General features: G+C 68.8%; 9 protein-coding genes. 1 reads left to right on the top strand and 8 read right to left on the bottom strand.

Annotation, left to right across the window (positions count from 1 at the left end; genetic code table 11):
• Positions 1 to 50 precede the first annotated feature (50 nt).
• From AC3WRV_RS11150 to AC3WRV_RS11165, 4 genes are read right to left on the bottom strand one after another with little or no spacing between them, the layout of a single operon-like run.
• A complete protein-coding gene (locus tag AC3WRV_RS11150; RefSeq protein WP_492313294.1) occupies positions 51 to 692 on the bottom strand; it encodes a DedA family protein in 642 nt (213 codons plus the stop codon).
• Positions 692 to 1,483: a hypothetical protein gene (locus AC3WRV_RS11155; RefSeq protein WP_492313295.1), complete on the bottom strand. Its 792-nt coding sequence runs from the start codon at positions 1,481 to 1,483 to the stop codon at positions 692 to 694. Before AC3WRV_RS11155 ends, AC3WRV_RS11150 begins: the two co-directional genes overlap by 1 nt.
• A complete protein-coding gene (locus AC3WRV_RS11160; RefSeq protein ID WP_492313296.1) occupies positions 1,480 to 2,433 on the bottom strand; it encodes an ABC transporter ATP-binding protein in 954 nt (317 codons plus the stop codon). Before AC3WRV_RS11160 ends, AC3WRV_RS11155 begins: the two co-directional genes overlap by 4 nt.
• Positions 2,430 to 2,822: a GntR family transcriptional regulator gene (locus AC3WRV_RS11165; protein WP_492313297.1), complete on the bottom strand. Its 393-nt coding sequence runs from the start codon at positions 2,820 to 2,822 to the stop codon at positions 2,430 to 2,432. Before AC3WRV_RS11165 ends, AC3WRV_RS11160 begins: the two co-directional genes overlap by 4 nt.
• A gap of 150 nt (positions 2,823 to 2,972) precedes the next feature.
• On the opposite strand from AC3WRV_RS11165, the gene AC3WRV_RS11170 reads away from it, so the two are divergent.
• A complete protein-coding gene (locus AC3WRV_RS11170) occupies positions 2,973 to 4,472 on the top strand; it encodes a S41 family peptidase (RefSeq protein WP_492313298.1) in 1,500 nt (499 codons plus the stop codon).
• On the opposite strand, the gene AC3WRV_RS11175 is transcribed toward AC3WRV_RS11170, so the two are convergent.
• From AC3WRV_RS11175 to AC3WRV_RS11190, 4 genes are all read right to left on the bottom strand, one after another.
• On the bottom strand, positions 4,469 to 5,233 hold the full coding sequence (locus tag AC3WRV_RS11175; RefSeq protein WP_492313299.1) for an NRDE family protein: 765 nt from the start codon (positions 5,231 to 5,233) through the stop codon (positions 4,469 to 4,471). The two genes, AC3WRV_RS11170 and AC3WRV_RS11175, sit on opposite strands and share 4 nt — an antisense overlap.
• 97 nt (positions 5,234 to 5,330) lie before the next feature.
• A complete protein-coding gene (locus AC3WRV_RS11180; protein ID WP_492313300.1) occupies positions 5,331 to 5,534 on the bottom strand; it encodes a hypothetical protein in 204 nt (67 codons plus the stop codon).
• A gap of 140 nt (positions 5,535 to 5,674) precedes the next feature.
• Positions 5,675 to 6,502, bottom strand: a complete 828-nt coding sequence (locus tag AC3WRV_RS11185; protein WP_492313301.1) for a SapC family protein — start codon at positions 6,500 to 6,502, stop codon at positions 5,675 to 5,677.
• A 181-nt stretch (positions 6,503 to 6,683) separates the two neighbouring features.
• Positions 6,684 to 21,389, bottom strand: coding sequence for a beta strand repeat-containing protein (locus AC3WRV_RS11190; RefSeq protein ID WP_492313302.1), 14,706 nt, complete (start codon positions 21,387 to 21,389; stop codon positions 6,684 to 6,686).
• Positions 21,390 to 21,398 lie beyond the last annotated feature (9 nt).

Here is a 21,398-nt window from a genome sequence, read left to right on the forward strand (position 1 = left end):
GCTCAAGGGTTCCAGGCGTTCGAAAGGACAGGGAGCTATGAAGGGGCGCGCTACGCCGGTCGGCGGGCGCTGAACACGAGGTCCTGAAGCCGCTCCTTCAGAAGCGGCTCCAGGGTCAGGACGATGCCGATCAGGAGGACGGCGACGGCGGCCAGGACGTGCAGCATCTCCGGCGACAGCCCCGCCAGGCCGCCGCCGGCGAGATATCCGGGCGCCAGCATGACCGGAACCCAGACCAGGGCCGACGCGACATTGGCGACCTGGAACCGGAGGCGCGTCATGCGGGTGATGCCGGCGACAAGCGGAACGAAGGCCTGGATCGGGCCCATGAACCGGCCGGCGAAGATGGCGACGACGCCGTAGCGGCTGAAGTACAGCCGGGCCCGGGCGATCGACCGGCGATGGCGACGCAGGACCGGCGCACGAACGAACGACCATCCGGCCCGCCGTCCGAGGCCATACGACGCCGCCTCGCCAAGGACCGCGCCCGCAACGCACCAGGCCAGAACGGCCCAGAGCGGAAGAACCCCGGCCGCCACCAATCCTCCGGCCATCAGCATCAGGACCGTGGCCGGCACGAAGGCGCCCACGACCGCGAGGGATTCGCCGAAGGTCAGCACCCCCAGCAAGGGACCGGCCCAGATGGCGTTTCGCGCGATGAAGGCGGCGGTGTCCTGAGTGAAGCCTTCCATCAGTTCCGCTCCCGGTGCCGGGCGGAGGCCAGGCCCAGCAGGGTCAGGCCCAGGCCGATCCAGAACAGCAGGGCCAGCGCCCAACGACCGACCGCGGGCGGATCGACCACCGTCGCCGGACCGGCGCTTTCGACCTGTTCGCGCCACATCCCGACGCCGCCGGTCAGGGCCGTGTCCAGACCCAGTGCGCCTTCGCCGAGCACTTCCGTGACGGCCGAGACCAGGCGGTCCGGTCCCATGTCGGCCCCGATGAAGAACACCAGCGCCAGGACCACGAACCAACGCACCGGATAGCGAAGGCCGACCACCAGCACCGATCCCGCCAGATAGGCCACCAGCGCCGCGCCGAAGGGCACGAGATAGAACCAGATCCCCCCCACGCCCCACCCGACAGCCAATCCGCCCGAAACCGCCGCCAGGACGCTGAACCACGCCACCACCAGACCGGTCAGGCCCAGGACCCAGACGGCGCCCGCCGCGCCCCGGATCAGCACGTGCTTCTGTCGCTCGACCGGCAGGGTCCAGAAATCGCTGCGGTCGAACAGGCGCTGCGTCGACCACAGCCTGAGCGGCAGGACAAAAGCGGTAAGCGGAACCAGCATCATCAGCTCATGCGGGTAGTCCACGGCGTCGCCCTGAAGGATGACGAAGCTGAGCCCCATGAAGGTCACGAGCCCCAGCACCACGGCCAGCGCGATGAACTCGGGGCGTAGCGCGCGCCCGATGAACCGCACCTGGGCGCGCAGGACGGCGCTCACATCGGGGGTTGCTGCAATACGGGCCTCGGTCATGCCGGATCCTTTCCACGCATCAGGGTGACGACGGCGTCATGGAGATTGAGCGGAGCCACGTTGCGAACCTGTCCGCCGGACGCGGCGATGCGCGCCACGATGTCGGCCTCCTCGCCCTGGACGGTCCACTGGATGTCCCGACCGAACCGCCCCTTGTGGAGCACGCCCGCCAGATCCGGCGGCCCGGCCCAGCCGTCCGGCCCTCCCGCGGAATAGACCTTCAAGGTCCGGTGCAACGTCTCGCGTGAGCCCTGGAACGTCAGGCGGCCCGCCGCCAGCACGCCGACATGATCGGTCAGGCCGTCGATTTCGTGAATCTGGTGCGACGAGACCAGGACCGTACAGCCGGTGTCGGCCAGGTGATCGGACACCAGGCCCAGGAAGGCGTCCTTCGCCACCGGATCCAGTCCATCGATGGGCTCGTCGAGCACCAGCAGGGCCGGCCGATGGGCCAGCGCCGCCGCGAGCTGCACACGCCGGGCCTGCCCCTTGGACAGTTGACCCAGCTTCCGGCCGCGATCGATCTCAAGCCGCCGGCACAGGGCGTCCAGATAGCCGGCGTCCCAGGCCGGATAGTAGGCGGAGCGCTGCTCCAGCCACAGGCCCGCGCTCATCCAGCCGGGTCCGGTGTCGAAGCGATCCGGGACATAGCCCAGCTGCGCGCGCACGGCCGGACCCTCACGTCGGGAGTCCAGCCCTCCGACGCGGATCTCGCCGCTGTCGGCGCGTTCCAGGTTCAGGAGGATCCGCAACAGGGTCGTCTTGCCGGCCCCGTTCGCCCCCGCAAGCATGTAGACCGCGCCCGCCGGCGCCGTCAGAGCGACGTCCGTGAGCGCGGCTTCGCGCCGGTAGGTCTTCGAGAGCCGTCGCGTCGTGATGGACAGGCCGCCCCGCGTTTCGGGCGCAGCCCCGTCGAGATCGGGCGTCGGGATGAGGTCTGGGATTGTCATTCTGATGAAGTCCTCGTCGGGGCGGCGCCCGCGGCGGTGTCCCGGATCGCGTCGATGAATTCGTCCACTCCCAGGCCGTGACGGTGCGCTTCGATCAGGGCTCGCTGCGCGACCTCGGCCAGAAGGGCGCGGCGGTCATCCTCAAGCGGCCGGGCCGAACCGACGAACGTCCCCTGCCCCCGCTGGACGTAGACCAGGCCGTCCCGCTCCATCTCGCGATAGGCCTGGGACACAGTGTTCGGATTGACGCGCAGATCGCCGGCCAGCTGGCGGACCGACGGCAGCGGATCGTCCGGCGCGAAGGCGCCGACGACGATGGCGCGCCGGATCTCGTCCATGATCTGGACGTAGATCGGTCGGCTGTCTGAAGGATCGATCGTAAAGGGCAAAGGGGCTCGCCTCTGGTGTACTAGTTCACTAATACACCTAAAGCACGGACGTCAAGCGGCGGTGTCGCGGGCGATCACGGATCGCTCAAACAACCGTTGCTTTTTGCCTCGCGGAATCTAGCTTCCGGCGCTCAATTCGGGGGGTATCGAATGCGTCTGCGGCAGTGGGGATTGTGTACGGCGGTGATGGCGCTTCTGGCGCCGCCGGTCTGGGCGCAGCAGGCGCAGCCGGAATGGATGACCTCTCCCCGCGACTGGTCCGCGACGCTGAAGAGCGATGTCGACGCCCTGGGCCGCATCATCGAAGAGACCCACCCCGGCCTGTATGACGACCGCAATCCGGCCTTCCGCCAACGGGTCGAGGCGGGCCTGGCCGAGGCGCGTCAACGGGCGGAAACGACGACGGACGCCGGCGGCTGGTGGTGGGCCATGCGCGGCCTGATCGCCGGGTTCGAGGACGGCCACGTGGACATCGGCCTGACCAACCAGGGCGGCTTCCCGACGCGTTGGCCGGGCTTCCTGACCGTCTATCAGGGCGCCGACCAGGTGGTCGCCAGCCGGGACGAGGCCGACCGCGACAGCCCTCCCCTGGGCGCCAGGCTGATCGCCTGCGACGGCGTGGACGCCGCGCCCCTGGCCGAGCGCCGCGTCGGCGCCTTCCGCGGACGCTGGGTCCTTGAAGCGCAGAAGGTCCAGTTCGGCGACTGGGTCTTCATGAGTCCGAGCAATCCGTGGATCCCGGAGATGTCGGAGTGTCGCTTCGAGACCCAGGGCGTCGCGCGATCCTACCGCCTGAACTGGCGCGCGATCGAAGCCCAGGACCTCGGCGCCCGCCGCACCGCCCTCGCCCAACGGGTTTCACCCGGCTTCGGCATGAAGACGCTGGACGACGGCGGCTTGTGGCTATCGATGCCCTCCTTCAACGGCGACCCCGCGTCCGAAGCCTATGCCGCCCTCACGACCCTGCTGACGCAGGCGACGGAAAACCAGGCCCGTCTGCGCGCCGCCCCCTATGTGGTTCTGGACGTCCGCGACAACGGCGGCGGGTCTTCGCACTGGAGCGCGCGTCTGGCGCTGACCCTCTGGGGCGGAGACTGGGCCACGACCCATCCCCTAGCCCCGATCGAAAGCGTCGACTGGCGGGCGTCCGAAGCCAATATCGCGGGTCTCAAGGCGTTCCGCGATCAGCTGACCGCGGCCAATGGCGACCCCCAGATGATCGCCTGGGCGGACAACGCCATCGCGGGAATGCAGAACGCGATAGCCGTCGGCGAACCGTTGTGGCGGGATCAGAACACGCCGGAGACCCCGCCCACCTACCCCGTTCCGCCGGAAAATCCGATGAAGGGGACCGTTTACGTCCTGACCGACTTCCGTTGCGGCTCGGCCTGCCTGGACGCCGTCGATCTGTGGAAGACGCTGGGCGCCGTACAGATCGGTCGGGAGACCAATGCCGACACCGTATATATGGAGCTGCGCGAAGCCGCCCTACCCAGCGGCCTGGCCAGGGTGTGGATCCCGATGAAGGTCTATCGCGGCCGGGCCCGGGGCAACAACGAACCGCAGATTCCGGCGCACGCCTATGCCGGAAACATGGCCGACGAGCAGGCGCTCCAGGCCTGGGTGCGGGAACTGCAGGCGGCGGACTAGGCCCCCGAAAATGAGAAGGCCAGATCGGTCTCGCCCGTGATCTGGCCGCCCGCGTCAAAGCGGCGTTCCAGGATGCGTCCCCGCCCCTCGGCGTCGATCGCCACCACCGTCCCGCAGCGGGTGCCGTAGACCGGCCCGCGGATGAAGACGGACGAGTTGCGCGGCTCGAATGGAACGTCGGACGGCTGCGCGGGGATCGAACCGTCCACGCCCAGTCGTTCGTCCTGAAGGCCGTCGAGCAGCATCTCGGGGTGGTCCGCCGCGCCCTCCAGCCAGTCCGCCAGGGTCGCCTTGAGGCGAAGGGTCTTCGGCCAGGGTTCATCCAGCTCGCCGTTGGAAAGACCATAGAGGCCCGGCGTCAGCGGGCGGCGAACCGGCGCGGGTTGATTGGTCCAGAAGACCGCCTCGTCGTTCTCGACGCGGATCAGGTTGAACGGGCTGAAGGTCTCCAGCACGGCGTCGGACGGGTTCTGGAAGTCGCCCCCGCCCCGCAACATGTCGCTGAGCAACCGACCACGGGACGGAGCGTCGGTCTTCGGTCCCCCGAAACCTCGCAGGTTGGTCACCACGGCAAGCCGGCCCTCATCGGACACGCCCAGCCAGGTTCCGCCCGAAAGCCGGTCACGCCCCGCCAGGACGTGATCCGCGCCCGGCCATCTCGCCAACGGATCGGCGGGCCGCGTATGCAGTTCGTCGCGATTGCCGGCGAGAACGAGGCGCCAGCGAGGATGGGCGCGCCAGGCGAAGGCTAGAACGCACATGCGAGCTCCTGTTCGAGGCTGGCCGACATCCCGCTGGCTTAGGCGAGGCCCGACCGCACGTCACCCCCGATGTTGGAGACGCGCCCTGTGCGCGGCGCTACGCCCCGTAATAGGCGTCCCCGGCCTGGACGGCGTTCCACCGGCGTTGCGAGACGGCGTTGACCTTGTCGGGCCACGAGCGTCGTCCCGGCTTCAGCTCCGATGCGCGAACTACGACCGCGGGCCAGGCCGCCTGGCCGCCTTCGTCTCGAAGTTTGAGCCGCACCGTGGGATCCTCGGCGGTGAGATCGAAGTCGACCACGCCGAAATTCACGCCCGCGGAGAAGGCCTGACGGACGCGCAGAACCGGCCGAACAACCCCGGTATGTCGGCCGGACGACAGTTTCACATCAAGAGCGGGCGGCGCTCCCCTCGGGGAAACAAGCCACGCCCGAGCCGGACCTAGGTGTCCGCAGGGGCGGACTCCGCGCGCGCCTTGGCCGGCTTCTTCGAGGCCTTGGCCGGCGCCGGAGCGGCGGCCCGCGCGGTCTGCAGGGTCAGGAGCGCGGAGAACCGGTCAAGCGACGACAGATGGAAATGCACCAGCGCGAGCCATCCCCTGCGATGCCAATCCAGCACGACGTCGTCGGCCAGCCCCGCGAACTTCCCGGCGTCGACGATCTGGAAGCCTTCGAGGCCCAGCTTGCGGCCGTCCGGCAACGTTGCGTCGGCGCGGCGATCAATCAGCAGGTCCTGCGCCTTCAAGGCTTCGACGAACGCCGTGGTCGCCGCGACTTCCGACTGGAAGACCTCGCAGAACGACAGGGCCTGCCGGGTCGTTGCGCTGGGTTTGACGTCCTCGTCGAACAGCGCGACGCCGTCTCCCCCCGTCCGCACGACCCGGTCCGAGGCCCCGTCGATCGCCAGCGCGAACCGCTCCGGGTTGGCCGTGGCGATGAAGCCGAACGGATAACGACGGACATAGGCCGGAAGATAGGCGTCCTGGGCCCAGGCCCCGTTGGTGACGAACAGATTGGCCCGTTCGAGACCCAGCACCGCGATCGGCTGGGCGTTGCCGGCCGCGAAGACGATCGGATAGGACCGCGCGGAGGCCGCCAGTTCGCCGACGACGATCGGCACGAAAGGCGTGTCCGCGGCGAACGACACGTCGCCGTCCTTCAGCCGCCAGGCGCCGTGGACGGCCGCCGAGAGCGGCTCCGGCGCGCGATAGAACAGCGGAAGGCCGGACAGGGGCGCGGGCGCGCCCGGGGCCTTGGGTTCGGAAGACATGCATCTACTCCTTGGAGGGGATAGCGGCGCGGACGCCGGTCGTGGTTGCGGGTCCTGCATGCTCTCGCCGAAGCCCGGGCCTGATCGTCGCCGCCAAGACCTTCAGACCTCCGGCGAGCCGCCGCTCGCGACCCGCCGGAAGGACAGAGAACCGCCTGAGCGCTGGATCAGGCAAGAGCACTCAATGGGACCGGCGCTCCTCCGGATTCTGCCCCTGCCCGGCGTCGGACACGATCAGATCGGCTGACGGGTCCTGGTCAAGCGCGAAGACCGGGGTTTCGCCGATGGCGCGCAGCATCTGCAGGCTCTGGATCCCGCCCGCGGGCGGGATCTGGATGACGAACTCGCCCGGCGTGAAGGTCACGACGTAGTTGGACGACGCCGCCAGATCACCCTGCTGGATGACGTAGGCGCCGGCGATCTCACCGGCGGTGCGCGCCAGGCCGCCCGTCAGAACGTCGCCCTGGACGAGGCCGCTCCCGCCGACGACATAGGTCAGGGTGGGATCCACCTCGCCGAAGCGCTTGGTCTGGTTGTTCGCCGTGACGCTGATCGCCCGGCGCAGGATGTCTGCGATCCCGCTCGCGACGCCGGTCAGGGTGTAGTTGCCTGCGTCAGCCCCGGACAGGCTGGCGTTGGTGGCGTTCACCGTCCGGCCGACGCCGGCGTTGCGATTGTCAAACGTCAGCGTTCCGCTGGCCCCGACGGTGTCGCCCGCGATGACGCCGGTCAGGTTGATCGACCCGGTGGCCCCGGTGGTTCCGTCGTAGACCCTGTTGTCCGCGACGACCGTTCCGCCGATCGAGCGGCGCAGGATGTCCGCCACGCCGGATATCGGCCCCAGATCATAGTTGCCCGCGTCGGCCCCGGACAGGACCAGGCCGCTGGCGGTGACCACCTTGCCCACGCCCGCGTTCCTGTCCGCGAAGTTGAAGGTCCCGCTGGCGGTGACCGTATCGCCGGCCACGACCCCCGTCAGGCCGATGGAGCCTGTGGTGGTCGTCGTCCCGTCGTAGACCTTGTTGTTCGCCGTCAGCACGCCGGTCAGGCTGCGCCGCAGGATGTCGGCGATCCCGCTCGTGACGCCGGCCAGCGTGTAGTTGCCGGCGTCAGCCCCGGACAGGGTGGCGTTGGTGGCGTTCACGGTCCGGCCGAGGCCGGCGTTGCGGTTGTCGAACGTCAGCGTCCCGCTGGCCCCGACGTTATCGCCCGCAACCACGCCCGTCAGACCGATGGAGCCCGTGGCACCGGTGGTTCCGTCATAAACCCTGTTGTCGGCGATGACCCTTCCGGTCAGGGCTCTGGGGTCGATGATCAGCGTGCCGGAGCCGAACGAGAAGGCGTAGTTCATGTCCGACAGCAACGAGCCGAGCGAGGCGGACAGCCCGTAGGTCCCGGCGTTCCGGCTGGTGGCCCCCGAAAGCAGCGGGGCGCCGGACCAGGCGTCCGCCGCCAGATCGCCATTGATGAGTCCGGAGATGAGCGCGCTCAACGTCGGGATCTGGCCATTGTAGGTGACCCGCTGATTGATCGGCGTCACCGTAAGCGTGGGCTGATAGGCGTAGACGAACCTGTTGCCCGCATTGGGCGCGCCGCTGAAGGCGCCGGAGCCGAAGTCGTAGGCCGAGCCGTAGTAGCTTCTGCCCCCCAGACCGCCGAAATTGTTTCCCGAAGTGGACCCGCCGGGATTCCCAGCGGCCTGGCTGTAGATCAGCCAGCGGCCGTTCGCCGCCTGCACCCCGTCAGCGCCGCTGTCGTTGGTGAAGACGCCGTTCGAGGCCAGGACGACCGCATCTCCCGAACCGGCGGAACGGATCGTGCCGGTGGAGGCGATGGTCATCGGTCCCGATTGGATCCGGAGCGCGGCGGCGCTGTCCACCGTGCCGACGATACTCAGCGCCCCGTCGACGTTCAGGAAGAAGCCCCCGCCGGTCGCGGCGAAGTCGCCCAGCTGGTCGATCCGGTTGGCCGCGCCCAGACTGGCTCCGCCGTCGGCGGATCCGGTCAACCGCCCGGCGACGATGATCCCCGCGCCCGATTGGGTCAGAGGGCCGTTCTCCGCGCGCAGGTCCACCGTCTGGCCGGCGGCGTTGATCGCCCCGACGATCTCGACTCCGCCCACGCGAACGCTGCGATAGGCGAAGCCGCCGCTCGCGACGTCGACCGCGCGGAGGGTCGCGATGTCGTTGAGACCGAGCAGGCTGACGGCGTCACCGGCGTCGACGGTCAGGCTGGCGGCCGTGAAGCTGGCGTCGCTGGCCTGCGAGATGCTCCCGCCGGCGCTCAGCGAGGCGTCGCCGGCGGCGGCGATCCGGCCCGCTCCCAGGAAGCGGATGTCGCCGCTGGCGTCCACGATCAGGTCTTCGCCGACGGCGCCGGACGTGAGGGTGATGTCGGCGCCGACGATCTGGGCGCCCAACGCGGCGTTCAGGGCGCCGATCGTGAGTTCGCCCGTCGGTCCTTCGACGTCGACACGGCCGCCGACGGCCATGACCGACCCGAGGGTGAAGTCGCCGTTGCGGACGACGACGCCGACATTCCGGCTCGCGAAGACCGAACTCACGGCGTCCGCCCTGTCCAGGTGGACGAAGGCGTCGCCGCCGGTGCTGGAGATGTCGGCCGTCGTTGTCGATCCCGCGGAGCTGAACCGGTTCGCGGCCGTGACGCCGCCCGCCAGGACGCTGCCGAACACCGCGTTCCCCGATCCGCCGTCCACGTGCACGCGGAGCTGGTTGGCGCCCGCGCCGAGCAGCGCGGCGGCCCCGAGAACGGCGTCGCCGCTGGAGCTGTAGATGTAGATCGAATCCCTGGCCGTGGCCGAGGCGACCGTGACGCCGGCGGCGCCGTAGCCGTAGGCGTCGACCGTGCCGTTCGCGGCCGACAGCGCGCCGCTGTCGATACCCACGCCGCCCTGGATCAGGATGTCGCCGTTGTCGCTGGTGACGTCGCCGCCGACCACAAGCCCGACCGACTGGATGTTGATGTCGCCGCCGTAGCGAAGAGTCGCGCCGGAATAGTCCAGGTCGCCGAAGGTGTCGGTGATGTTCAGGTCGCCGGTCCTGGCCCCCAGGGGGCTCAGGGCGGCGGTCGAGAAGTCCCGGCCGACAAGCGTATAATTCCTGCCGACCGTGACCCGGGTCGCGACGTTTACGGCTCCCGCGCTCGCATCCAGATCGAGGTCGCGACCGGCGGTGATGACGTCAGCCTGGATCGCCCCCGCAGTGACGGTCACGTCGCCGTCGGCCGCCAGCTGGGCGTCGCCGGTCAACGCGCCCGCGCCGCGGACCTCGATCCGGATATCGCCCTGGGCCGCGATGTTGACGCCCGTCATGTCCAGTCCGCCGAGCGTATCGACGATGGTGTAGTTCCGCAGCGTCGACGGGACGCCGAACTCGTCCTGCAGAAGCGGGTTGAGGACGTCGCCGAGGAAGTCCTGGGCCGTGATGCTGTAGCTGCCCCCGGTGACGTTGGCGCCGATGGGCGAGCCCCCCGCCCCGGTCTCGATGGAGCCGGCGGAGACCTCGACGGTGATGTTGCGGCCCGACAGCTCGCCGATGGTCAGATTGCCGTGCAGGAGGTTGACGTTGACGTTGCCCGTGATGGCGCTGATCGCCGCGAAATCGCCGAAGACGCTGTCGAGGTTGACGTTGACGTCGCCGGACATCGAGGCGACCACGATGCCGCCGCAGCCGCAGGCGCCGATCACGCCCCGGTTGTCGGCGGTGATCAGGGCCTTGGTGTCGGCTCCGAAAGTGGCGGTACGGGCCGCGAACACGCCGATGCCGTCGCCGGCTTCCGCACCGCGAAGGGTGGCGTTCCCCGAGATGGAGCCGACCTGCAGCAGGCCGCCCGCGTTCGCGAACTCGACGTAGGCGTCGCCGTGCGTGGCCGCGACAGTGATATCCCCGTCGGCCGAGATCGCGTTCAGCAGCACATCGCCGCCGGACAGGTTCAGATCGCCGCCCGTCGTGATCGACACGGCCTGGCTGCCGTCCAGGAGGCCGTCGGTCTGCGCGATGACCTCGGACGCGCCGAAGACGCTGCCGAGCAGGGTCAGGCCGCCGCCCGCCGCATAGAGCGAGACCCCGCCATTGGCGGCGGTGGCGTCTCCGATCGTGAGGGCGCCGTCCAGGGTCTCGACATAGACGTCGCCGTTCAGCGCGGTGAGCGTGTCGAACGCCGCGGAGCCCGAGGCGATCGTGACATCGACGTTGGCGCCCTGGAGCAGGTTCAGGGCGGTGTTGGTGGTGTCGAGATAGACCCGCGCATCGCCGTTCGCGGCGGTGACCGTGACGCTTCCCGTGCCGCCGGCGGAGCGGGTCAGAACGTTGTCCGTACTGATGCTGGTATGGTCGACGGCCCCCAGGGTCGCGTCGCCGTCGGTCGCCGAGACGAGCAGGTCGCCCGTCAGGCCGGTGAGGGAGGCGGCGCCGAGGCGGGCCGAACCGTTCGTCGCCAGCACGGTGATGTCGCCCCCAGCCGTGGCCGCGCCGATGTCCGCCGCGCCGTTGGTGGCCGTCACCAGGACATTTCCGGACGCGTCGGCGTAGCCCGCGACGGTCACCGAGGCGCCGGTCAGGTTGATGCTTCCGCCGTAAGCCGTCGCGGAGCCCGCGGTCAGGGCCCCGGCCGAGGTGACGGTAACATCGTGGGCGGCGTACAGGCCGTCGATGTCGATGTCGGCGGGACCGCCGATCCGCACCGATCCGAGGATCGACTGCACGAGGCCGCCGGTGATGACATCCGCGGCGTTGATCTCGATGTCGCCGTTGTAGGTCAGCGTCAGGCCGGTGAAGTCGAACCCGCCGGTGTCGGTCAGCGTCCAGGTTCCGGCCATCGCGCCGATGGGGCTCAGCGCGCCGGCGGAGAAGGATCCGCCGCTCAGCCTGTAGTCGTTCATCACGACCAGCGTGCCGACGTCGATATGACCCGACCCGGCGTCCAGGGTGACGTCGCCGTCGGCGCCGATGGCGCTGGCGACGATGCCGGTGGCCAGGATGCTCAGGTTCCCCTGTCCCGCCGCGTCCGCCCCGGCGACCAGCGCCCGGCCGCCGAGGACATCGCCGACGGCGTTGATCGTCAGGTGGCGCTGCGCCGTCATATCGGCGTTCAGGGTCAGAGCCCCGGCGGTGTCGGTGATCGAGATATCGCGCGCCGTGCCGGTGAACCCGAATGCGCCCGACAGGAAGTCCCGGCCGGTCAGGGTGTAGTCGCCGCCGCCGATGCTGACGGCGTCCGGGTCGACGTCGCCGTCGGCGGCCTTCAGCACGACGTTGTGCCCGGTCACCGTCCCGGCGCGGATGTCGCCGGTGCTCGCGACGATCGTGGCCGTGCCGGTCGCGCCGCCCGCGGTGAGCGTATCGATCCTTGAGCCGATGGAGGTCAGGAAGACCCCGGCGTCCCCGCCGCTCGAGACGACGCTGATGGTTCCCGCGCCGCCGGTGCGGCTCAGATCGCTGGCGTACAGGCCGATGCCGGCCTCGTCCCGGGCGCCCAGGAAGGCGTCGCCCGAAGCCGAGATCAAGACATTCTGCCCCGTGCCTTCGCCGTCGCTGGCGCCGGTCAGGATCAGGTTCCAGAGCTGCGCGCCGCCGTCGGCGGCGATCACTGTGACGTCGTCGCCGGCGATGATGTTCCGGATCTCGATGTCGCCCGCGGATGCAGACACATCGACGTCGCCGTCCGTGGTGAGCGTGCCGCCGGAGAAGACGCCGCCGGCGCCGGCCAGGCGGATCAGCCCGCCGGTGGTGACGTCGTTCAGGGTCAGGAGGCCGGTGCTGGTGCTGATGGTCACGTCGCCCGTGCTCGTCGCACCCAGCACGGTCAGCGCTCGGGCGTTGGAGAAGACGACCGCGCCGGTCGCGCCGTTGGCGATGGTCACCTTGTCGACCATGTTGGCGCCGCTGAGGTCCAGGCCGGTCGCGGCGTCGAGATTCAGATCGTGCGCGGTGATGACGCCGCCGGTCTGGGTGATCGCGCCGCCGTTCGACCGCAGCCCGACATGGCCGCCGATGCTGCTGATGGTGATGTCGCCGGTCAGGGCGAAATCGTTGTCGTCAGCGAAGGTGAAGTTGGACCCGGTGCCGACCACGCCCAGACGATCGATGTCGTTGCCCTGGGCCCCGTCCAGGGCGATCCCGGTCACGGCGCTCAGGTTCAGGGTTCCGGTCTCGATACGGCCGATGCCGTGCCAGATGCCGCCGCCGCTGCTCAGCAGGCTGACGCTGTTGGCGCGCCCCGTCTGCAGAAGGCCGAACAGGGTGATGTCGCCGACGTTGCTGATGTCGATATCGCCGGCGGAGCTGGCGATATTGCCGAGAGCGCCGGTGAAGCTGGTCAGCGTGAAGTCCCCGGCCGCGGAGCCGTGCACCACATAGGCGTCGATCTCACCGGCGATCTGATTGACCGCGCCGCTGTTGGACGTCAGCGAAAGCGCGCCCAGGGGGCCCGTCACCGAGATGTCGCCCGTGATGTCCAGGTCGCCGTCATTGACGACGGTGAACGCCGAGCCGCCGGACGACGAGGCGCCCAGCACGTCGATCCGGTTCAGCTCACCCAGAACGATGTCGCCGCCCGCGCTGACGATCAGGGTCCCGGCGCGCAGTCCGGCACCGGTCTGGCTGATGCCGCCGGTAGAGCCGGCCCTCAGGGTCATCGTCCCCGTGGTCCAGATGTCGCCGTAGACCGTGGGATCGAACGAGAAGCCGTCGATGTCGCTGTAGCTGATGTCGCCGAACTGCGAGTACAGCAGGGTCACAGAATCCAGGTCGTTGTCCTGATCCAGGATGATGTCGCCGTTGGCCTGGGCGCGCAGGGTCGTCCCGGTGATGGCGGCGCCGATCGACTGGGTGATGCCGGTGTCGGCCTTCAGCTCCACGCCGTTGGTCGCGGTCAGGGCGCCGGCCAGGTTCAGGCCGCCGCTGCTGACGAAGGCGATCCGGTCCGCCGTGATCGGGCCGAGCTGCCCGACATTGTTGGCCAGGTCGCCGAGCGCGAAGGCTCCGCCGGCTGAGCCCTGGACGCGGCTGGCGCTGATCAGGCCGGTTCCCGACTGGGTCAGGTCGCCGCCGACATCAAAGGTCGCGACGCCGGTCATCGACACCGGGCCGCTGAGGCTGACCGAGTCGACATCCCGATAGGTGAAGCCCCCGTTGCGGACCGAGACGAGGTTGAGCGTATCGACGTCGTTTCCGGCCTGCCCAAGGATGACGTCAAGCTCCGCGTCTACAGCCAGCGCGCCGGCGGTGATCGCGCCGCCGGTCTGGGTGACGCCGCCGTCTTGGGACGTCAGCACGATCTGATCGCTGATGAGGTTTCCGGCGATCGAGAAGCCGTCGGCGTTGCTGAAGAAAATCCGGTCGCCGGCCGACAGATTCCCGAGCGTCGTCACCGCGTTGGCGCGGGTGAAGTTGAGCTCGCCCGTCGCGCTGGCGTTGAGGGTCCCGGCCGTGATGACGCCGGCGTTCTGGTTGATGTTCCCCGCACCGGCCGACAGCGTCATCACGCCGCCCGCGAAGATGTTGCCGTCCAGCGAGAAATCGGTGACGTCCACGAAGCGGAAGTCGGTCCCGGCGAAGCCGGCGGCCAGGCTGCCGATGTCGTTGCCCGGTCCGCCGAGATCGATCCGGCCGTTGGCGAACAGGCTCAGCGCGCCCGTGACGATCGAACCGCTGCTCTGGGTGATGTCGCCGCCCGCCTGGAGCATGACGGCGCTGCCCGAGGTGACAAGCCCCCCGATGTCGATGGAGTCGACGTCGCGGAAGTTGAAATCGCCCGCGCCCGAGTCGACGGCGCCGAGGGTGTCGACGTCGTTCATGCGGGTCAGGGTGATGCCCTGCGCCGCGCTTCCGGAGAAGGCGGCGGCGGTGATCGCGCCGCCGAACTGCTGGATCGACCCTGTGTCGGAGTTCAGCATCAATCCGCCGCCGGCGGTTACGTTGTCCTGCAGGGTGAAGCTTCCGGCGCCGCGGTAGCGGATGTCGCCGCCGGCGGTGAGGGAGCCGAGTTGGCCGACCCCGTTGGCGCTGTTGAACAGCAGATCGCCTGCCGAGGTCCCCTGCAGACGGTTGGCGGTGATCACACCGCTCGTCTGGACGATGTCGTTCCCGTCCGCGCCCGCGCCGTCGGAGACCAGTTCGACGGTCTGGCCCGCCGCGTTGATGTCGCCGGTGATCTCGAAGCCGCCCATATCGCGGTAGGTGACCCCGCCGCTGGTGCTGCTGAGGCCCGCCAGGACCCGGATGTCGTTCTGACCGCCGAAGAACTCCAGCCCCGTGGCCGCCGAGGCGGTCAGACTGTCGGCGACGACCCGGCCGGTCAGGGCGGTCTGGGTGATCCTGCCGGTGGTGGACGTCAGGCTGACGGCGCCGGGCGAGGTGATCACGTTGGCCGCGAAGCCGCCGGCGCTGGTGTAGGTGACGCTCGCGCCGCTCAGATTGACGGTGTCGACGGCGTTGGAGGTTCCCATGGTGAGGCTGCCGCCCGCCGAGAAGCTGCCCGTGGTCGCATCGACGCTACCGCCGGTCTGGGTCAGGGCGCCGGTCGTGCCCAGCAACACCGTCTGGGCGATGATGTTGTTGGAAAGGTCGAGCGGGCCGTTGTTGCCCGTGATCGAGAAGGTGTCCCCGACCTCGATGTAGCCGATCTCGTCGATGTCGATATTGGAACCGGTCAGGATGAAGCTGCCGGCGGTCGCCGTGCCGGTGAGCCGGGCCGCGGTGATGGTCGGCGCGGCGGTCGAGCTGACCGAACCGCCGGCGGAGACGACCGTCAGCGTGCCGCCGGCGTCGATGTTTCCGAGCACGACGTCACCGCCGCCCCTCAGCTCCATGTCCGCCCCGGAGCTGATCGAGCCGGCGGAGGTCATGGTGACGCCACTGCTGAGCGAGCTGATGTAGACGGTTCGGCCGCTGGCGGCGGCGGACACCTCGCCGTCGATTTCCAATGCGCTCGACGCATTGTTGATGATGGCGATGTCGCCGTTGGTCGAGGTGACGTCGCCTAGGACGTCGATGGCGTTGCCGCCCAGGTTGATGGCGACGCCGCCGCCGGCGTCGATCTCCAGCCGCCCGACGTCGAGACCGCCGCCCTGCTGGGTGATGGCCCCGCCGGCCGCCAGAGCGAGGGTCCCGCCGACGGTCTGGGTACCGTCCAGCAGGAAGTCGTTGACGTCCGAGAAGCTCATGTCCCCGGTGACGTCGACATCGCCGAGAACGATGATGTTGTTCGCGCCGTCCAGCGCGACGGACGCCGCCGTCAGCGACAGCGTGCCGACGTTCAGATTGCCGGAGCTCTGAGTGATGGCGCCGCCGGCGGTCAGGTCCGCTGTCTGTGCATTGAGCACGCTGGTGATGTCGAAGTCGTCGATATCGTTGAAGACGAAGGACGAGCCGGCGACGACCAGCCCCAGCGCGTCGACATCGTTGTCGCCGCCCAGCGTCACGCCGCCGGAGAAGGCGCTTACACCCAGGACCTGGGCGGTGATCGTCCCGCCGGCCTGCTGCGTGATCCCGCCGTTCATCGAGGTCAGGTTAACGAACTGGCTTCCCCCGGCGGTGATCGCGCCGGTCAGGTCGAAGCCGCCGGCGTTGGTGAAGCTGATCTGGCCGTTGGTGGTGTTGCTTACGGTCCCGAGGGCGTCGATGTCGTTGCCCGCGTCGTTGAGCGTGATCCCGGTAACCGCCGCAACATTCAGCGTCCCGCCGGTGATCGCGCCGACCTGGGTGACGGCGCCCGTGTTCGAGCGGAGGCTGATCGAGCCGCCCGCCGACACCCCGCCTATGCGGAGCGAGCCGGCGTTGCGGTAGACGGCGTCGCCGCCGGCCGTCAGGGTGACGTTGCCGCTGACGGCGTTGGCGCGATCCAGGTCCAGGGCGCCCGTCGCGTTGGCGTTGAGGCTGGTGGCGGTGAGGACGCCGCCGGTCTGGACGATCGAGCCGTTCCGGGCGGTCAGCACCGCCGCGCCGGAATTGATGTTTCCGCTCAGGTTGAAGCCGTCGACGTCGTTGAAGGTGAAGTCGCCGCCGGCCGAGACGACGCCGAGATTGTCGACGTCGTTGTCGCGGTGGAGCGTGATCGCGCCGCCGGCCGAGAGGTTGAGCGTGCCCGCTTCTATCTGCGGGAAGAAGATGTTGTTGGTCTCGGAGATGCCGCCGGCAACCGAAGTCAGGCTGACCGTCTGGTTCAGCGCCCGGATGGTGCCGTCGATGAGGATGCCGTTGGTCTGGCCATAGGCGATGCCGCCGCTGCCCAGGTTGAACAGGCCGAGGATCCTGGTGGCGTTATTGCCTGCGTTGGTCAGGTTGATGCCGGTCTCGGCCCAAACGTTGAGCCCGCCGGCGGTGATGTCGCTTCCCGCCGTCTGGGTGACGCCGCCCGTCGCCGAGGTCAGCATGACGTTCAGGGCCGAGGTGATGTCGCCGTCGATCAGCAGGTCGCCCAGGGTGCGGAAGCTAAAATTGTGGGCCCCGACATTGATGACGCCCAGTTCCGCGACCTGGTTCATCTCACCGATGATCGCACCTTGCGTCGTCGTCACGCTGAGCCGTCTGGCGTTGATGTTGCTGCCGCCGTTCTGGATGATTCCGCCGTTGGCGACGTTCAGCGTCACCCCCTGCCCCACCGCGCTGATGGCGCCGCTCAGGTTCAACCAGCTGCTGTTGGTCAGGCTGATCCCGCCGCTGGTGGTGTTGGTCAGATTTCCGAAATTGACGAAGTTCAGCCCGCCGGCGCCCTGCGAGATGCCGTTGACCGCATGGATGTTCAGCGTGTCGCCGGTCGAGACGCCGCCGCCGTCGATGACGACCGCGCCGGTCGAGGTGATCGTGGCGGATCCCGTGGTGTTGACCCGGATGTTCAGGTCGCCGACCGCGTTGAAGGTGGCGTCCTGCGCGGCCAACGAGGTGTAGCCGCTGATACTGTTCGCGCCGGTCAGCGTCAGGACGCCGTCGGTGTCGAGGAATAGGTTGGCGGCGGTGATGGCGCCGCCGGTCTGGGTGATGGCGCCGTGATTCACCAGCACCATCGACCCGCCGACCGTGATGTCGTCGGTCAGTTCCAGTGCGCCGGAGGACAGGCCGAGGCCTTGCACGGCGCTGAAACTCCCGCCGGCGTCGATCCGGCCCAGCCTGGAGACGAAGTTCTCGCCCAGGGTGATGTCGCCGCCGGCGCCGAGCGTCAGGGTGTCGGCGGTGATCGTCCCGGTCTGGCTGATGTCGCCCGTGGTCGAGTAGAGGCTGACCGTGCCGGCTGCGCTGATCGTGGGAACGGAGAGATCGCCGACCTGCCGGTACAGCAGGTTCTGGCTGGCGCTCAGGCCGCCGATGGAAGCGATCTGGTTGAGGCCGCCCAGGGTCAGGTCGCCGCCGGCGTTGGCGGTGACGCTGCCGGTGGTGATGATCCCGCCGGTCTGGCTGATCGAGCCGCCGTTCAGGGCGGTCAGCGCGACGCTGGTCGTGGCGGTGACGTTTCCGGTCAGATTGAAGCCGAAGCCGTTCAGGAACGTGAAGGCGCCTCCAGAACTGATAACGCCCAGGTTGGCGATGCTGTTGTTGGTCTGGTCGAACGTCAGATTCCCGGCTGCGCTGGCGCTCAACGTGCCGGCGTTGATGCTCCATCCGGCGTTCTGCGTGATGGAGCCGGCCAGCGAGGTCAGGTTCACGGCCTGGCCGCTCATGAGGACGGCGCTGACGCTGAAACCGTTCGTCTGGCTGAAGGCCGCGCCCCCGCTGTTGCTCTGCAGCCAGGCCAGTTCGCCGATGTTGTTGCCGGCGTTTGTCAGGGTTACGCCGGTCGCGGCGATTGCCTGAAGATACTGCGAGACGATGTCGCTGCCGGCGGTCTGGGTGACCGAGCCGCTGTTCGACCTCAGCGTCACGTCGAAGCCGCTGGCGGTGATGTCGTCGCCGACGACGGTGTTTCCATCGTTCCGGAACAGGACGTGGCCGCCGGCGATCACGCGCCCGAGGCTGGCCACCGCGTTGGCGTTGTTGACCCAGATGCGCCCCCCGGCCGTGAGGTTCAGGAGATTGGCGGTGATGATCCCGCCGGCGGTCTGTTCGATCTGGCCGCTGTTCGCCGTCAGCGAGACGGTCTGGCCGGCGGCGTTGATATTGCCGGTCAGGTAGAGTTGCCCGGTGTTGACGAAGCTGAAGCCGCCCCCGGAAGAAACGGGGCCAAGGCTGGTGATGCTGTTGTTCCGCGTCGCATTGATCCCGCCGGTCGCCGACAGCGACAGCGTGTCGGCGGTGATGGTCCCGCCGCTCTGGACGATGCCCCCCGCGACGTCGGTGATCGACACCGACTGACCCGCCGCGGTGATGTTGCCGGTCAGTCCAGTGTTCGAGCCGCTGTAGTTGGCGATGACGATGCCGCCGCTCGTCGTGTTAGTGATCGTCCCCAGGTTCTGGACGCTGTTGACGAAGATCGGCCCGACGTTCGGCAGGCTGATGCCGGTGACGGCGCTCAGGTTCAGGGTGTTCGCGACGACGTAGCCCGCGCCGTCCTGATAGATTCGGCCGCCGGACGCCAGCGACAGGGCCTGACCGGCCGTGACCGGCTGCCCGATCGCGAGATCTGTGGTGGTGCTGATCGAGACGCTGCCCGCGCCCGAACTGGTCGCGACGAGGCGGCGGATCTGGTTGTTGGCGCCGTTGATCGTGATCGAGCCGTTGGAGTTCGCGCCGAAGAAGCCGACGTCGATGATCCCGGACGTCTGGGTGATCGTGGCGCCGGCGCCGACGGTGCGCAGCACCACGCCCGCGCTGGACCCGGTGCTGATGTCGCCCTGGATGTCGAAGCTGTTGGCGTCGCGATAGAGAATGGAGCCGCCGGTGCTGGCCAGGCCGCCGATCGTCGCGACGTCGTTGGTGGCGGTATTGAGCTGGATGTCCGCCGCGGCGCGCGCGGTCAGCCGGTTGGCCGTGATCGCGCCGCTGCTCTGGGTGATGGCGCCCGACGTGGAATACAGGTTCACATTGTCGCCGGCCGCAATGATGTCGTCGGTCAGGACCAGGGCGCCAGCGTTGCGGAAGGTGATGTCGCCCGTTCCACCGACCAGCAGACGCCCCAGTTGGGCGACCTGGTTTTCACCGCCCAAATTCATGCCGGCGTCGGCTGTGGCGCCGAAAGTGTTGGCGGTGATGACGCCGCTGTTCTGGGTGATCGCCCCGCTGAAGACCAGGAACGACACTATCCCGCTGCCGGTTACATTCCCGGCGAGCGACAGGTCGCCGTTGCTGATCAGGATGATGTCGCCGGAGGTGGTCGACAGGCCAGTGATCTCGTCGATCTGGTTGCTGACCCTGTTGAGGTTGATCCCGGTCTCGGCATGGACGGACAGTTGGCCGACGTTCAGGGGGGCGCCGGTCTGGGTGATCGCGCCGGTGTCCGAGCGCAAGGTGAGGCTGGCCGCCGTGACGGCGCCATTAAGGTTGAAGTTCGTGCCGCCGCGATAGCTGATGGCGCCGCCCGCCGTCAGGGTTCCGAGCGTAGCGAGATGGTTGGTGAGGGTTCCCAGGGCAATGTCGCCGGTGGCGTTGGCGTTCAGGGTTCCGGCCCAGATACGACCCATGCCGCTCTGGGTGATCGAACCGTTAAGAGCAGTCAGGTTGACCGTGCCGGCGGTAACCCAGTTGTCGATCCCGCCGGTGATCTCGAAACCGTCGGCGTCAGTGAGGCTGACCGTGCCCGCGCCGTTGTTGTCGAGGCGGCTGATGGTGTCGAAGTCGTTGCCGACGTCGGTCAGGTCGATGCCCGCCCCCGCCTCGGCCCGCAGCGACGATGCCGTGATCGCACCGACCTGGCTGATCCCGGCCCACGCCGAGTCGAGCCAGACCTGGCCCGTGGCGTTGATCGGGCCGGCGACGATGGCATCCGCCGCGCGCATCGTCACGTTGGCGGCGGTCAGGGTCGAGCCGGCGTTCTGGGTGATGCTGCCGTCGAACCCGCCCCCGGGGTTGAGCGGCGTTCCGTTGACGAAGCCCGATCCGGCCGAAAGCACGATGTCGCCGTTCTCGCCCGAGGCGGCGGTCGCCGTGATGTCGCCGCCCAGCAGGATGCTGGCGGCCACGCCGCTCTTGGACACGATGGCCGCGAACACCTGGTTGGCGTTGGTCGTCCCGTTCAGGGTCAGGCCCGGCGTCCCGCCGGCGCCGTCGGCCCTCGACGGCACCTCGAAGGTGATCAGATCCAGGTCGTCGGCGCCGGTCGGCGCGAAGGTGACATTGTAGTTCTCGGCCGAGCCGTAGACGACGTCGCCCCCGTTGGTCGCGGTGACGGTCGAACCCGCCGCGGTCGAGACGATCGGCGCGATCAGCGCCAGCGATCCGCCGTTGGTGTTCAGCGAGGCCCCGCCGGCGACGCTGATCGTGCTGTTCGCCGGGGCCCCGGTGAAGGCGAAATTCATGTCGCCGTCGAGGATGTCGCTGTCGGTCAGGCCGCCGGTCGAGGCCAGGAAGCCGCCGGTGTTGATCTGGGCGTTGGCTCCGATCAGGACGCCGCCAGACGACAGGATCCAGATGTTGCCGCCGTTGACGCCGCAGGTGGACATGCAGCCGTTCAGGACGCCGTCGATCGACGCCGCTCCCGCCACGCGGTTCACCACGATGTCGCTGCGGTTGTTGAAGTAGAAGTTCAGGGCCTCCGTCGGCGTGACGGTGAGGTTGTTCCAGTTGATGATCGAGCGGCCGGCGTTGGTGGTGATGTTCGTCACGCCGCCGCCCGAGGCGACGCCGACGGCTCCGCCGTTGCTGTTGGTCGAGCCGATCGTGCCCACGCCCGTGACCTGGGCCATGGCGGAACTCGCGCCGATCGTCATGGCGGCGAGGACGCCGCACAGGGCCGAGCGCGCCAGAAGTTGGGCTCTACGGGAAGCGATCTGGTTTTTCATGGCGGTCTC

Source organism: Brevundimonas sp. EU05-FHT14B11 (genome assembly GCF_058790835.1).